This window comes from Lepagella muris (assembly GCF_004793975.1).
Classification (GTDB): Bacteria; Bacteroidota; Bacteroidia; order Bacteroidales; family Muribaculaceae; genus Lepagella; species Lepagella muris.
On record NZ_SRYB01000053.1, the window covers coordinates 1 to 15,700 of the forward strand.

The window sequence follows — 15,700 nt, forward strand, 5'->3', positions numbered from 1 at the left end:
AACCGAAACACTTAAAAAAGTGAGCTGAATACGGAACAACTAACTGAACACCCTACCTATTTTGATGGGGAGAGTTGAATTTGTTGGAATTTGATACCATGCGATACTATATAATACTTCTAACTGCCTTGATGACGATTGTCGCGACAGCTGATGCCAAGACAATTACGTCATCTCAATCATCTGCAAACGAGAGACTGTCGGACTATATCGATCCCCAAATAGGTTCGGAAGGACTCGGACGAGTATTTATCGGTCCATCCGCACCTTTCGGTATGGTGCGCCCAGGTCCGGATTGTACCCCATCCCCCAACAGCGGATGGCTCCCGATGCCGGAACGTGTGGACGGGTTCGCTCAGGTACATGTCAGTGGTACCGGTGGCGGTCCGAAATACGGCAACATACTGATCCAACCATTCTCCGGCAATCTGACCGCTACAAAGCATCATGCACACCGCCTGAATGAGGAGATAAAACCGGGGTATTATTCCACCACATTTGAAGAGAGCGGAATAACGACAGAAATAACCACCACTCCACGCACAACCGCCTACCGCATATCCTATCCTTCCGACACGCCTGACAAACCCAACTCCCTAATGATAGATGCAGGGTTCTTCCTTGGTGAAAATCCTGTGCCGGATTCTCGTGAGGCACAGCAATTCGTCGGCTCAGAAGTGCAGGTAGTTTCCGACCATGAAATCGCCGGATATTCACGTATACGCGGCGGCTGGAACAATGGAAGAGCATACACCGTATATTTCCACCTCTCGTCCGACACTCCCTTCTCCCAAGTGGCAACATGGAAAGGGGATTCAATCACCAATGATCCCTACCAATACGATTCCGGAGAAAAGACAGGAGCTCTTGTCAGTTTTCCTCCGGGATCCGACACCATCAACGTCAAAATAGGCATATCGTTCATCAGCCAACTGAAAGCTCAAAGGAATCTCATCTCCGAATCTGAAGGGAAAGACTTCGAAACAATCCATTCCGAACTACTTGATTCATGGGATGACATGATGAACCGAATAAAGCTGCATCCTTCCACCCCCGCAGATATGAAACGCATGTTCTACACCGCGTTTTATCATACGCTCATAATGCCCTCTGACCGAAGTGGAGAGAATCCCCTATGGACCGATCCGGGGGTGCCATATTATGATGATTTCTATGCTCTTTGGGACACTTACCGCACTTCTATGCCCTTACTCGCCATAATAGCTCCGGAACGTCTGTGCGACATTGTAAACTCCCTCGTCAACATTGGGAAACGCGACGGATATATGCCCGATGCAAGAAGCGGAAATGCCAACGGACGCACACAAGGGGGATCAAATGCAGAAGTGGTGATTGCAGATGCCTGTGTGAAGGGTATCAAAAGTATCGACTATGAGGAGGCACTGAAGATGATGCTCGTTGATGCCACCATACCTCCCGGTGGAAATGAGGAAGCGGAAGGACGTGGCGGACTAAGGGAATATATATCATTAGGCTATATCCCTCATGGTATACCACGTGCCGGAAACCGTACTGTGGAATATTCGCTATGCGACTTCGCCATATATCAGGTGGCACATCAGCTCGGGCACGACGAGCTGGCTGACAGATACCTCAAGCAATCGGAATCATGGAAAAACCTCTGGCGCGACGACTATGAGCATGATGGTGCGAAGGGTTTTATAATGCCACGCGACGCCGAAGGGAACTGGCTTGATGAAATCCCTTTCGGAAAATCAAAAACGCATAAACCAACATTCCGATACACTCCCCTCACTTTTGAGGGTCCTTGGTACACACCTTGGTGGAACATGTTTTTCTATGAGGCTTCCTCTTGGGAATACTCCCTAAGCATCCCTCACGATGTAGACGGACTCATTGAGAAGTGCGGCGGACCGAAGGCTTTTGACCAACGACTCGACACGTTCTTCTCCAAAAATTATTTCAACGTCAACAATGAACCGTCATTCCTCTCGCCCTGTCTCTATCATTGGATAGGACGTCCCGACAAAACAGCCGACACAATACGCCGCATAATTGAAGAGAACTACAACGACTCTCCCACCGGACTTCCCGGAAATGATGACTCCGGAGCAATGTCTTCATGGCTCATGTTCAACCTCGCCGGCATATATCCAAATGCCGGACATGACTACTACATAATCCACTCCCCGTTGCTGAGATCCACCACTTTCTCTGTAGGCGAAGGGAAGACCTTCTCAATCGTTGCTGACAATCTGTCTGACACCAACCGCCACATAATCGCAGCCACACTTAATGGCAAGCCATACAATCTCTCCACCTTGCGACATTCCGACATTATCTCCGGTGGTGAATTAAGGTTGAAGATGGGACCCAAACCATCCGGTTGGGGCAAAAGGATGCACGCCAACTGAAATCAATATCAAATCCCCTGTTATCTGAATCATCATGAAATTAATATTTCTTAAGCCATTCCTTATTACTGCATTTACAGCAATCGCATTCATTCTATCTTCAATAGACCTATATGCCGATATCATTCCGGAATCATCTGACACCCTTACCGCCACATACAAGCTACACGGACAGACACGACGGTTCAAGTATGTATTCCACAACATGCCTGACGGTGGAATAAAGCTTGACTGGAGCATCGTCCGTAATCTGAAACTCTGGACAGGCAGCTACGTCATGACACGCCAAGCCGTCAGGCATGGAGACTCACTGAGCTATCTCATGCCGGAAGACGGCAACCACATCACTCTCGATGATTCCGAGACATTCGGCATAATATCGGCTGATGCCCTCGCCAATCTGAAAGATAAAGGAGAGACAATAATCAACGGCATACTTTTCAAAAAAATTGACGTATCTCCCACCACAAACGTGATACATGCACGCGACAATGCCGAAGGAGCCAATATATGGATACTCGATAATCCTCGCCTACCCTTGATTCTTAAAATGACCGATAATCCGATTGAAATCAATTGGACCTTATCATTTTTATTTCCCTCAGATGCTCAGAATATCGGCATCTGCCAGATGAATCCGACGGAGAGGGAATTGGTGAAATAATCCTTGTTGCCGAATGTCTTAGCCCGGTCGGTGTAGAGATAATTACGCCCAGTATACGCCGCGAAGAAATGAAGTGTGCGGTCTTTGAATGGGTAATATTCCAACCCGGCAAGATACCCCCATGAGGTGCAATAGTTACCTTTCTCCAATCCGTCATGACTTGAATATATGCCCGACGTGTCGCAGATGATTTTACAGAACACATTCCACGACGGATGGAAACGATAGTCAACGTGCACCAATGCCGACATATAATCTACCTTAGTAGTATTGAAAGACGCATCCGCACCTGCAACCATTTTTGTCATGACCCCCATACGGTCTACGTCCTGACGTGAATACATCCAGTCGGCATACGCACTCACCTTATCGGAGAAACGGAATTCGTTGCCCAATGCAAAATACACAAGATTCTTACCCTTTGTCTCATTCATGAAGGATGCCGACCACCGGGTCTTATAGAAATTATTGAAATTGCCGTTCCAGTTAAGAGTATATACCATGGGCATCTTCGACTTTTCATAATCCCCATACATGGATTCCGATGAGCCAGTAAGTGAATTGAGCACCTGAAACTGCAACTGTTGCGACGGTGTGAAATCATACGCCACCTTGACACCCGTCATAAAATTACCCATATATTCCACCAACGCCGGATTTTCCAACACCTCGATAGGATTACGGTTGAAATCAATACCGCCATACGCAGCACATTGCTTGCCAAGGAAAAACGATACCTTTCCGAGTCGGATACCTATCCCGGCATAGTCGATGCTGCCAAGCACGTTGTCGCGATAACCCGACTCAGAATCCCCCTTATTAAGACGCTGGCGATAACGATAGCTCAACCAGTCGTTGATCTGTCCGGTCATCTCTATGCGGAGTTGCTTCATACGGAAACTCCCCTCATCAAACGTAGAACCTCGCCATGCAGCGTTGAAATCCCCACGCATGTTAAGATAGAGATTAAACTTATCGGTCTTCTTCTTTATTCCCGCCACTTCCTCTATCAACCCTCTCTCTGCCGCCACCGTGTCGTGGTCAGCAACCTGAGCAACTGCCCCTATAGGAGCCACCAATGCCATTGCCACTAAAATGCTGTGTCTGTCCATAGTATATCATAATTAGTCTAAAATGCCATTGGTCTAAAATATCTGAATAAGCAGCAACCCAACACCAATCGCAACAATCGTAGCCACCATTCCAGGCATCATAAAGGAATGGTTGAGCACCCATTTGCCGATATGCGTGGTGCCTGTGCGGTCAAAATTGATAGCCGCCACTATGGTAGGATAATTCGGGATAAAGAAGTATCCGTTGACAGCAGGGAAAAGAGCAATAAGCATCATAGGACTTATACCAAGTGCGACACCGAGAGGCATTATTGCCCTCACGGTGGCAGCCTGACTGTACAATAGAATCGACATCACAAAGAGTGCCACGGCAAATAGCCAAGGCATATCACGGACGATACCCTCAATCGGTGCGGTGATAGCTGCAAGATTGCCATTGATAAAGGTATCCCCCATCCAAGCAATACCGAAAATAGCAATCACAGCCTGCATTCCGGCTATGAATACACTACCTTGAGTGGGCGTAATTCCATTGGTTTTAGTGAATATAAGGATAAGCGCACATGTGGTCAGCATCAATATCTCTATTATCGCCGGCATACCGACAGGTGTGCCCTCAAACACCGGACGCATTGATGGAATTGATCCGAATAATACTATAAGTACCGTAGCCAAAAGAAACAATATCACCGAAAGACGGGCTTTCCCGACATTCTCTATACGGTTGACAGGCTTATCATTCTCCTCTATCATCCCCTCCTTCACTCTACGCTGATACTCCGGATCATCCATCAACTCCTTTCCAACACGCTTTGACAACAATGCGCCTACAAGCACACCGCAAAGAGTGGCGGGGATAGTAATCTTCAATATGTCGAAAAGCGAGATACCTGCAGCGGTCAGTAGTCCGAGTAATGCCACAGTGGCGGCAGAGATAGGACTCGCCGTTATCGCCTGTTGGGATGCTATCACAGCAATACCGAGCGGACGTTCCGGGCGTATCTTTGTCTCACGCGCCACCTCAGCAATTACCGGCAATACCGAATATGCCACATGTCCTGTGCCGGCAACAAACGTGAACAGATACGTCACCAACGGACTGACCACCGTCACCTGCGACGGATGCTTGCGCAATAATTTCTCTGCCAGCGACACAAGATAATCCAGACCTCCGGCGGCCTGCATGGCGGCGGCTGCCGAAATGACCGCGGCAATCATAAGCATGACATCAATCGGCGGCGAGGTAGGTTCAAGACCAAAAAAGAACACCAGAACTGCCATGCCGGCTCCACCCATAACTCCGAGTCCGATGCCCCCAAGACGGGCACCTACTATTATAGCAGCCAATACAAACAACAACTGTAGTATCATAGTTTTGAATTTTTAAATTTCGGAATAATGCCTCACGACCTCATCCCTCAAATCAGGTTAACATGAAAGTATCCTGTCAGACTACTTCATACTAATAAACATTTTAATATGCCGTATGTTGCAATCTTTTCATTTTATTAAGAATTATTTCATGCATGAAAATTGTTATTATATTAAATACTTTATCGTGCATGACATTTGCACGGGATCAATAGGCAATTACACTGTCAACCCTAAAATTGACATATCTTTAATTAGAGTAATGTTCATTCTATTTATATATGATTTCGGAAAATCGCTCGTTACTTATGTATAGGTGAAGAGTCATACCATGTACAGTAGCTCTTTATTCCGTGTACCATTGACCAACGAATATAACCGAAATTTATACAATTTCTTAAATTAGTACCATAAATTTATTTTATCATGGAAACAACCAACAACACCGGATTCCGTGTGGAATCTGATCTCATCGGGCAACGCGAAATTCCCGATTCCGATCTCTACGGAGTGCAGACATTACGTGGAATTGAGAACTTCGAAATCAGTAAATTCCACCTCAACGAGTATCCGCTTTTCATAAAAGGATTGGCTATCACGAAGATGGGTGCAGCACGCGCCAATTATGAACTGGGACTCCTTACAAAGCAACAGGCAGATGCAATCGAACAAGCCTGCCGTGAAATAATCGATGGCAAATACCACGACCAATTTCCCGTCGATATGATTCAGGGTGGAGCCGGCACCACGACCAACATGAATGCCAACGAAGTGATCGCCAACCGTGCATTGGAAATCATGGGACATAAACGCGGTGAGTACACATATTGCTCTCCAAATGATCATGTCAACTGTTCTCAATCTACCAACGACGCGTATCCCACAGCCATACATATCGGCATGTACTTCTCTCACTTGCGTTATATGGAGCATTTTGAGAAACTGATTGAGTCTTTCGAGCGCAAGGGTAAGGAATTTGCATCAATCCTCAAGATCGGACGAACACAGCTGGAGGATGCCGTACCGATGACTCTCGGACAGACATTCAGCGGATTTGCCGCCATACTCCGTGATGAGATTAAGCATCTTAATGAGGCTGCCAATGACTTCCTGACAATAAATATGGGCGCAACTGCCATAGGCACAGGTATATGTGCAGAACCGGGCTATGCTGAGAAATGCGTTGCCGCGCTTGCAGAAATCACAGGTTGGGATATCAAGCTATCAGACAATCTCGTGGGTGCCACTTCCGACACATCATGCCTTGTAGGCTACGCATCTGCTTTGAAGCGTGTAGCTGTAAAAGTCAACAAAATCTGCAATGACCTCCGACTCCTTGCAAGCGGTCCGAGATGCGGACTTGGAGAGTTTAATCTTCCTGCCATGCAGCCGGGATCGTCGATTATGCCGGGAAAGGTCAACCCTGTGATTCCCGAAGTCATGAACCAGATCTGCTATAAGGTCATAGGCAATGAACTCTGCGTAACCATGGCGGGGGAGGCCGCCCAGATGGAGCTAAATGCCATGGAGCCTGTTATGGCTCAGTGCGATTTCGAGTCAGTCGATCTGATGATCAACGGATTTGACACACTCCGCACCCGTTGTGTTGACGGCATCACTGCAAATGCCGACAGATGCCGTGAAGAGGTTCGCAACAGCATCTGCATAGTCACCGCCCTGAACCCAGTCATCGGCTATAAAAACTCTACCAAGATTGCCAAGGAGGCTCTTGAGACAGGGAAAAGCGTCTACGATCTCGTACTCGAACACGGCATTCTCACGCAAAAGGATCTTGACACCATCCTTGCTCCGGAGAACATGATAAAGCCCGTGAAACTTGACATCAAGCCACTCAAATAACCCATTCTCAATAAATTTTCAATATAACAATAAAAAAGAGGTGCTGTCACACCTCTTTTTTTATCTTTTTCTTGCAATTTTGCATTAAACGATATAACTTTGCAACAATTTTAAACGCAAGACCAAAACAATGACATCGTTCATTATAATACGACTTATTTCCATTATTCTACGGCATCCGTCGGTGGGAATATTGGTCTGCGCATAATTTTTTAGGATATTCACAGAGCCTTTCCCACCGCAAATGGGGAAGGCTTTTTTATTTCGACTTTATAAACTATATATATTTTTTACAGGTAAAATGGCAAATACGTTATTTGACAAGATCTGGGACAGCCACGTGGTGCAGCACGTGGAGGACGGTCCGGAACAACTCTACATCGACAGGCTCTACTGCCACGAAGTAACAAGTCCGCAAGCCTTTGAAGGCATGCGACGCAGAGGCATAAAATGCTTTCGTCCGGAAAACATCTTCTGCATGCCTGACCATAACACACCTACTCATGACCAGGACAAACCTATCGAGGATCCCGTCAGCAAAACTCAGGTAGACACCCTTGCAAAGAATGCTGAAGAATTTGGTCTGAACCATTTCGGGATGCTTAATCCTAAGAACGGTATAATCCACGTTGTCGGTCCGGAACGCGGTCTCTCGCTTCCCGGTATGACCATCGTATGCGGCGACTCCCACACGTCGACCCACGGGGCAATGGGCGCAGTGGCATTCGGTATCGGCACGTCGGAAGTGGAGATGGTTATGGCTTCACAGTGTATCCTTCAGCAGAAACCTAAATCTATGAGAATAAACATAGAGGGTAAACTCGCAGAGGGTGTGACAGCAAAGGATATCGCATTGTATCTCATGTCGAAGCTCACCACATCCGGCGCTACAGGTTATTTTGTGGAATATGCCGGTGAAGCTGTGCGCGACCTATCAATGGAGGGACGACTCACTCTCTGCAATCTCTCTATAGAGATGGGAGCAAGAGGCGGATTCATCGCTCCGGATGAGAAAACTTTTGAATATATCAAGGGACGTGAGTATGCTCCAAAGGGTGAGGATTGGGATAAGGCTGTAGAATATTGGAAAACCCTAAGAAGCGGTGATGATGCAGTATTCGACAAAGAACTGACTTTCCAAGCTGAGGATATCGAGCCTATGGTGACATACGGCACAAATCCCGGTATGGGCATGGGCATAACCCAAAGCATCCCCGACATTGACACTATCCCTGATGCCGGAAAGGCATCCTACCTCAAGAGTCTCGGATACATGGGATTCGAACCGGGTCAGAAGCTTATCGGCACTCCCGTGGACTACGTATTCTTAGGCGCATGCACCAACGGACGCATCGAGGATTTCCGTGCATTCGCATCTATCGTAAGAGGGAAGAAGAAAGCCGACCGCATCACTGCATGGCTTGTGCCCGGCTCCTGGATGGTGAGTGAGCAGATAAAGGAAGAGGGACTCGACAAGATTCTGGAGGAAGCCGGTTTTGAGATACGTCAGCCGGGGTGCTCCGCATGTCTCGCCATGAACGATGATAAGATACCTGCCGGCAAACTGGCAGTCTCCACTTCAAATCGCAACTTCGAGGGTCGCCAAGGTCCGGGGGCACGCACAGTGCTTGCAAGCCCGCTCACGGCTGCCGCTGCTGCCATCACAGGCGTCATCACCGACCCGAGAACATTAATTAATGCGTGAATCATCATTCTTGACTCATCTACACGTGATTCATAATACGAAACAGTTCAGATAATGAAACAGAAATTCGATATAATCAGCAGCACCTGCGTGCCTCTTCCTCTCGAAAATGTCGATACCGACCAGATAATACCCGCACGTTTCCTTAAAGCCACCACCCGTGAGGAGAGTTTCTTCGGAGAGAACCTTTTCCGCGACTGGAGATATAATCCCGATGGTTCAATCAACAAGGATTTCGTGCTTAATGATCCCACATATAGCGGCGAGATACTCGTAGCAGGTAAGAACTTCGGCAGTGGCTCGAGTCGAGAACATGCCGCATGGGCTATCGCCGGATATGGTTTCCGCGTGGTCATAAGCAGTTTCTTCGCCGACATCCACAAGAACAACGAGCTTAACAACTTCGTGTTGCCCGTAGTTGTTTCGGAAGGATTTCTCGCGGAGCTGTTTGACTCCATCAAGAACGACCCCAAGACCATCGTCGAGGTTGACCTTCCCAACCAGACCATCACAAATAAGGCGACCGGTAAAAGCGAAAATTTCGAGATCAACGGTTATAAGAAATATTGCCTGATGAACGCACTCGACGACATCGACTTCCTTCTTGAAAATAAGGAGAAGACCGAAGCGTGGGAGCGTAATGCCAAAGCCTGAAGATAATGAATAGTCATTCGGCACAAATAGAGATCATGGACACGACACTCCGCGACGGCGAACAGACCAGCGGAGTGAGTTTCGTGCCACATGAAAAACTTATGATAGCCCGCGCCCTTCTACAGGATCTTAACGTAGACCGCATTGAAGTGGCTTCCGCAAGAGTTTCCGATGGAGAGAAAGATGCCGTCAGACGCATCTGCAAATGGGCGCGTCAGGCCGGATTCCTGTCGAGAGTGGAGGTTCTCGGGTTTGTCGACAATGGCACATCCCTCAACTGGATAAACGATTGCGGATGCGTCAACATAAATCTTCTATGCAAGGGATCTGAAAACCATTGCGTCAACCAACTGAAGAAGACTCCTGAACAGCATTTCGCTGATATACGCAGAAATATCTCCCTCGCTCATGAGATGGGGATAAACGTCAACGTATATCTTGAGGATTGGAGTAACGGAATAAAGAATTCTCCCGATTACGTTTTCAAGATGATTGATGCACTCCGCGACTGCGAGATAAAAAGGTTTATGCTTCCCGACACTCTCGGCATACTCAATCCTCTTGAACTTCTCCTCTTCATGAGAAAGATGGTGAAACTTTATCCGGAGATACATTTCGACTTCCACGCCCATAACGACTATGACCTCGCCATCTCCAACGTGCTTGCCGCCGTGCTCGGCGGCTGCAAGGGGATACACACTGCCGTCAACGGTCTTGGTGAGCGTGCCGGAAATGCACCTCTCGCAAGCGTGCAGGCGATATTGAAGGACCAGTTTAATGCACACACCAACATTGTCGAGAGCAAGCTCAACCTCGTTAGCCGTCTTGTAGAAAACTATTCCGGCATAGCCATACCGCCTAACCGCCCCATCACAGGCGACAGTGTTTTCACACAGGTGGCAGGCGTGCATGCAGATGGCGACAACAAGGCGAATCTGTACTGCAATGACCTGCTCCCCGAACGCTTCGGAAGGAAACGTGAGTATGCCCTCGGTAAAAACAGCGGAAAGGCAAATATACTCCGTAATCTTGAGGAGCTCGGTCTTGAGCTATCGCCAGAACAGACAAAGATGGTCACGGAAAGAATCATCGAGTTGGGCGACAAAAAAGAGGTGGTCACTCAGGAAGATCTTCCGTTTATCGTGTCTGATGTCCTGAAAAGTTCCACTCTCGAAGAGCACGTCAAGTTGCTCAGCTATATGGTCAGCACAGCCTACGGACTAAATCCTATGGCTGCCGTTAAACTGGAAATCAACGGTGAGATCTACGAACAGACAGCCGTCGGCAGCGGACAGTTTGACGCGTTCATGCGTGCAGTGAAACATATCTATAAGGAGAAACTATCCCGTCGTTTCCCTCATCTTTCCAATTACAACGTCTCCATCCCCCCCGGCGGTCGCACCGACGCACTGGTGCAAGCCACCATTTCATGGGAATGGGAGGATCGCGTCTACCGCACACGCGGTCTGGATGCCGACCAAACGGAGGCTGCAATCAAGGCTACCGTAAAGATGCTCAACCTCATGGAAAATGAGATGCGCAAACAGACGGAATCCTGACAATAAACAATCATTAACCACAGGCAACAGCGGCTATCCACCATGTTGCCCCAACATCATAAAATATGGATTTAAAAATAGCTGTTCTTCCGGGCGACGGTATAGGTCCGGAGATATCCGAACAGGGTGTTGCGGTAATGTCCGCAGTATGTGAGAAATTTGGTCACAATGTAAGCTACGAATATGCATTGTGCGGTGCTTCCGCAATCGATGCTGTCGGCGATCCGTTCCCGGAGAAGACTTTTGAAATCTGCATGAATGCTGATGCAGTGCTCTTCTCTGCCGTAGGCGACCCCAAATTTGACAACGACCCCACTGCAAAGGTACGTCCCGAACAGGGACTTCTCGCTATGCGTAAGAAGCTTGGTCTGTTTGCCAATATACGTCCTATTGAGACCTTTGACTGCCTCATCCACAAATCCCCACTTAAGGATGAGCTTGTGCGCGGTGCCGATTTTATCTGCATACGCGAACTCACCGGCGGCATGTATTTCGGTGAGAAATATCAGGACAACGATAAGGCATACGACACCAACGCCTACACACGTCCCGAGATTGAACGTATCCTTGTGGAGGCATACAAATATGCCGGACGTCGCCGCAAGCATCTTACGGTAGTGGATAAGGCAAACGTGCTTGCCTCTTCCCGTCTGTGGCGTCAGGTGGCAAAGGAGATGGAAAGCAAATATCCCGAAATAGAGACAGACTATATGTTTGTTGACAACGCAGCCATGCGTATGATTCAGGATCCCAAGTTCTTTGATGTAATGGTGACAGAGAACACCTTCGGCGATATCCTTACCGATGAAGGCTCCTGCATCACAGGTTCGATGGGACTACTCCCCTCCGCATCCACCGGTGAGCATACTCCGGTATTCGAGCCTATCCATGGTTCATGGCCACAGGCAAAGGGTTTGAACATTGCCAATCCACTTGCACAGATTCTCTCTGTAGCCATGCTGTTTGAATACTTTGACCTTACAGCTGAAGGGAAACTGATCCGCGAGGCGGTCAACGCATCACTCGATGCCAATGTACGCACTCCGGAGATACAAGTGGAAGGTGGAGCCAAATACGGCACAAAAGAGGTAGGTGCATGGATCGTCGACTACATCCGCAAAGCCTAACTGCCCACTTCCCCAAAAGAAGTCACCTTCTATAACTAAGAAAGGAATCAGACGCATCGTCTAATTCCTTTCTTAGTTATAGAAGCACCTGTATCCCACTACAAGGCGACCTGAATTTCAGCAGAAATGCTATCCAATGACAATACTCTCCACCCATTCTTCAGGCATCTCCACAAGCGAGGCAATCGTAGAGACATCATATCCTCTTTCCCTCATCAACTTAGCAAGTCTGATTTTCTCCTCAGACTTACCCTTTGCCTCACCTTTAGCAAGAGCCTCCGACTTTGCGTATTCCATCTGGTTTGTCAAATCGCGATACGCCTTAAGATCGGCATTATACCGACGTTTCTCTTTTGGAGAAAGACTGGCGTATGAAGCCACCTCAGAAAGGCGGTTGAATAATTTCTTCTGCACAGTAAAAGGCATAGTTTCCATATTATACATATTGATTAAGACGTAAAACCATCGGTCAATATTAGTAATGCAATCTTCCGGTCTTTTCTTGTCAAATAACGGTAGCTGCACAAATATATAACGCTCTCTATCAGTAATCGGTTTGCCTGATTTACGTTCGCAGAGCGACACATGTACTGCAAACTCTTTAGGCAGATGATCAAGAGTAAAATCCATCAGCGACACAAATATTACCGGATCAATATTGAAATTCCATTCGGGACCAACCTTCCCTTGTTCTGCAATGGCTACAGAATGATAGTAAACCGATCTGGAGATAAAATTCTTCTGCGCTTTCTTCTGCATCTCCACAATAAATTGATTTCCAGATGAAGTAGTGCAGTATATATCATAAATCACCCCTCTCTCATCCTTACGAGACTTATTCTTCTCCTTGTCTCGATACGTAAGAGACGTAATTCTATCATAATCGGGACCATCCTCAAGAAGACTATTGAGAAAATCAATCAGAAACGGTTTAGATTCCTCTCTACCGAAGATATATTTAAATCCAAAATCCGTGAAAGGATTGATATATTTATGAGGCTTAGCCATGTAGTAATGGATTTATGGTTATCTCTCGCAAAGATAACCATTACAATCCACTTCTCAAAATTTTAATACATAGTTTTTTAATTCTCTCAAATATAAAGTTAATTTATTTACTGACTTGATGAAATTATTATAAAAAATATTAAATAAATCAAGATGTCCGCAATCTGTCCTTTTTTTTAGGACAATTTTCACTATATTTGTCCCCAAATTTAGGACACTATGGATAAATTGTATCTCAAATCACAGATTGCCATGCGTCAGGCAGAGTTTCCTACCGACCTTAAGAAACGCGAAAAGTCTCTTCCGGTAGGAGACGGTAAGATTGTGACAATACCCGGAGTAAGAAGATGCGGTAAATCATCCCGCATGGAGAATGTCATAAATGAACTGCTGTCACAAGGTATTGACCGACGCAGATTCCTTTGGGTTGGATTTGATGATGAAAGATTAGTAAAAATGTCATCTGATGAAATGCATCTGATATTAGAGGCATACACTGAAATGTATCCGGATATCCCGATAAATTCAGTGTACATGTTTTTTGATGAGATACAACTTATTGAAGGTTGGGAATATTTTGTAATGCGAATTTACAAACACTATTCCAAAAACATATATATCAGCGGAAGCAACGCCACCATGTTGAGCAGCGAACTGAAATCCGTTCTTCGTGGCTGGCCGGAAGAGGACGAGACCCTCCCCCTCTCTTTCAAGGAATACTGTAATTTCAAAGGTGTCAAGACCGACAGCTGGTTGGAACCCGATTTGGCAAAATTAAGAAATGCATTTCTTGAATATAATAATGAAGGCGGTTTCCCTGAAGTTGTACTTATGGAAAATCCGCTTTTAAAAGTAAAGACACTACAGACATATTTTGACACCATGCTTCTCAAGGATCTGGTCGAGCATTACAAACTCTCCAATATCGAAGTGCTCAGATATTATCTCAAGAGAATAATGGCAAACCTGACAAAACCGACATCAATACGATCAATTCATGGGGATATAAAGTCTCGAGGACTTAAAGTCAGCAAAGATGACCTTTATGATTGGGCAAATTATGCATGCGATATATTCATGTTCCTGCGCATCTCAAACTATAGCAAATCTCTTCAGAAAATAGAAAGTTCGCAACCCAAATACTATTGCATTGACAATGGATTGCGTGATGCTGTCCTACTACCCCAAAGTAATGATGATGGCAAAAAACTTGAAAACACAGTATTTCTACAATTATACCGCACACGAACTCCGATTGACACGATATATTACTATCAAGGCAAAGGAGAATGTGATTTTATAGTTCAACGTGGCACGGAGATTCTGAAACTCATACAAGTGACATGGAGCATGATGGATTCCGACACACGCAAGAGAGAGATCGCCGGGATATTGGAAGCCTCAAAAGCCACAGGTTGTAAAAATCTGCAAATAATAACTTATGACGAAACAGAAGATATCGAAGTTGAAGAGGGCATTATGATTCATGTCATTCCGGCATGGCAATGGCTCCTGACATTATCGTAGTCACCCTACCGACAAATAAATTTGAGTAAATTTAGATAAAGTTGAGTGAAATCTTCATTGATTAAATTTGTATATACGATATATATATTTTAACTTTGCAAAAAAGAATAACAAAATGAAGACAATATCAATTCAGGCAGAAAAGTCTCAGCTTTCTCATCGCAAACTCATTGATATACCGGAAGACGTATTTCGCACTTTGAGTGTCAAAGCTGCTGTTATGGGAATAAACCTAAAGAAATACATTGAACAGCTTTTGGCTGAAGACGCAGCAGAAATGGATGATGCAGAGATATACCGTCATCTCGTTTCCACTCGTCCTGAAGGACAAATTATGGTTTCTGAAACAGAAAAGGATGACTTCATGCGCCGTCATGGCATTGGACCATACAGATGAAAGTTGATTTCTCTAAAGAATTTATCAAAGCTCTTGACAGATTATCTGGCAAGATACACAAATCAGTAGTAGATGCCATAAATGAAGTTATTGATGTTGAAAGCATTGATAAAATAAGCAACTGCAAAAAGATTGAAACCCTCAATAATGTATATAGAATAAGGATAGGCAGCAAACGAGCGTTTTTCGTTCTTCATATCCTAATTGATGGAAATATCGTCAAATTTGAATATCTATTTTCACGAGGGGAAGCCTCTATGATAAGAAAAACATGGAGCGTTTAAGAAACAAAGATGTATAAATACATATAACTAAATAAAAGGGAGCGACAATTGTCGCTCCCTTTTATTTAGTTATAT

At 45.8% G+C, this 15,700-nt stretch carries 13 protein-coding genes; 10 read left to right on the forward strand and 3 right to left on the reverse strand.

The features are described from left to right. The first annotated feature begins 98 nt into the window (after nt 1-98). Both E5331_RS19565 and E5331_RS19570 read left to right on the forward strand, forming a co-directional pair. The gene (locus tag E5331_RS19565) at nt 99-2,396 is read left to right on the forward strand and encodes a GH92 family glycosyl hydrolase (RefSeq protein WP_123484292.1); all 2,298 of its coding nucleotides are present in this window, start codon (nt 99-101) and stop codon (nt 2,394-2,396) included. Between the two features lie 34 nt (nt 2,397-2,430). Next, nucleotides 2,431-3,060: a hypothetical protein gene (locus E5331_RS19570; RefSeq protein ID WP_123484289.1), complete on the forward strand. Its 630-nt coding sequence runs from the start codon at nt 2,431-2,433 to the stop codon at nt 3,058-3,060. Here E5331_RS19570 and E5331_RS19575 read toward each other — a convergent pair. After that, nucleotides 3,006-4,172, reverse strand: a complete 1,167-nt coding sequence (locus tag E5331_RS19575; RefSeq protein ID WP_123484288.1) for a porin — start codon at nt 4,170-4,172, stop codon at nt 3,006-3,008. The two genes, E5331_RS19570 and E5331_RS19575, sit on opposite strands and share 55 nt — an antisense overlap. A gap of 33 nt (nt 4,173-4,205) precedes the next feature. Then, nucleotides 4,206-5,504 carry an anaerobic C4-dicarboxylate transporter family protein gene (locus E5331_RS19580; protein WP_123484287.1) on the reverse strand — a complete coding sequence of 433 codons (1,299 nt, stop codon included), beginning with the start codon at nt 5,502-5,504 and terminating at the stop codon, nt 4,206-4,208. Nucleotides 5,505-5,930: 426 nt separating this feature from the next. Here E5331_RS19580 and E5331_RS19585 point away from each other — a divergent pair, with 426 nt between their 5' ends. The 5 genes from E5331_RS19585 (at nt 5,931) to leuB (ending at nt 12,409) form a co-directional block, all read left to right on the forward strand. Beyond that, on the forward strand, nt 5,931-7,364 hold the full coding sequence (locus tag E5331_RS19585; RefSeq protein ID WP_123484286.1) for an aspartate ammonia-lyase: 1,434 nt from the start codon (nt 5,931-5,933) through the stop codon (nt 7,362-7,364). A 301-nt stretch (nt 7,365-7,665) separates the two neighbouring features. Continuing rightward, nucleotides 7,666-9,069, forward strand: coding sequence for a 3-isopropylmalate dehydratase large subunit (gene leuC, locus E5331_RS19590; protein WP_123484285.1), 1,404 nt, complete (start codon nt 7,666-7,668; stop codon nt 9,067-9,069). A gap of 54 nt (nt 9,070-9,123) precedes the next feature. Continuing rightward, nucleotides 9,124-9,723: a 3-isopropylmalate dehydratase small subunit gene (gene leuD / locus E5331_RS19595; protein WP_123484284.1), complete on the forward strand. Its 600-nt coding sequence runs from the start codon at nt 9,124-9,126 to the stop codon at nt 9,721-9,723. 5 nt (nt 9,724-9,728) lie between these two features. Continuing rightward, on the forward strand, nt 9,729-11,282 hold the full coding sequence (locus E5331_RS19600; RefSeq protein ID WP_123484283.1) for an alpha-isopropylmalate synthase regulatory domain-containing protein: 1,554 nt from the start codon (nt 9,729-9,731) through the stop codon (nt 11,280-11,282). Nucleotides 11,283-11,347: 65 nt separating this feature from the next. After that, nucleotides 11,348-12,409 (forward strand): 3-isopropylmalate dehydrogenase, encoded by a 1,062-nt coding sequence (leuB, locus tag E5331_RS19605; protein WP_135986339.1) that lies wholly within the window; start codon nt 11,348-11,350, stop codon nt 12,407-12,409. Nucleotides 12,410-12,538: 129 nt separating this feature from the next. Here leuB and E5331_RS19610 read toward each other — a convergent pair whose 3' ends face one another. Beyond that, complete coding sequence (locus E5331_RS19610; RefSeq protein ID WP_135986341.1) at nt 12,539-13,417, reverse strand: Rpn family recombination-promoting nuclease/putative transposase; 879 nt, start codon at nt 13,415-13,417, stop codon at nt 12,539-12,541. A gap of 219 nt (nt 13,418-13,636) precedes the next feature. Here E5331_RS19610 and E5331_RS19615 point away from each other — a divergent pair, with 219 nt between their 5' ends. The 3 genes from E5331_RS19615 to E5331_RS19625 all read left to right on the forward strand — a co-directional run bounded on the left by E5331_RS19615 (nt 13,637) and on the right by E5331_RS19625 (nt 15,625). Continuing rightward, nucleotides 13,637-14,944 (forward strand): ATP-binding protein, encoded by a 1,308-nt coding sequence (locus E5331_RS19615; protein ID WP_123484280.1) that lies wholly within the window; start codon nt 13,637-13,639, stop codon nt 14,942-14,944. A 115-nt stretch (nt 14,945-15,059) separates the two neighbouring features. Further along, nucleotides 15,060-15,341, forward strand: a complete 282-nt coding sequence (locus E5331_RS19620; protein WP_123484279.1) for a hypothetical protein — start codon at nt 15,060-15,062, stop codon at nt 15,339-15,341. Continuing rightward, complete coding sequence (locus tag E5331_RS19625) at nt 15,338-15,625, forward strand: type II toxin-antitoxin system RelE family toxin (protein WP_275441319.1); 288 nt, start codon at nt 15,338-15,340, stop codon at nt 15,623-15,625. The genes E5331_RS19620 and E5331_RS19625 overlap by 4 nt, the downstream gene beginning before the upstream one ends. Nucleotides 15,626-15,700 lie beyond the last annotated feature (75 nt).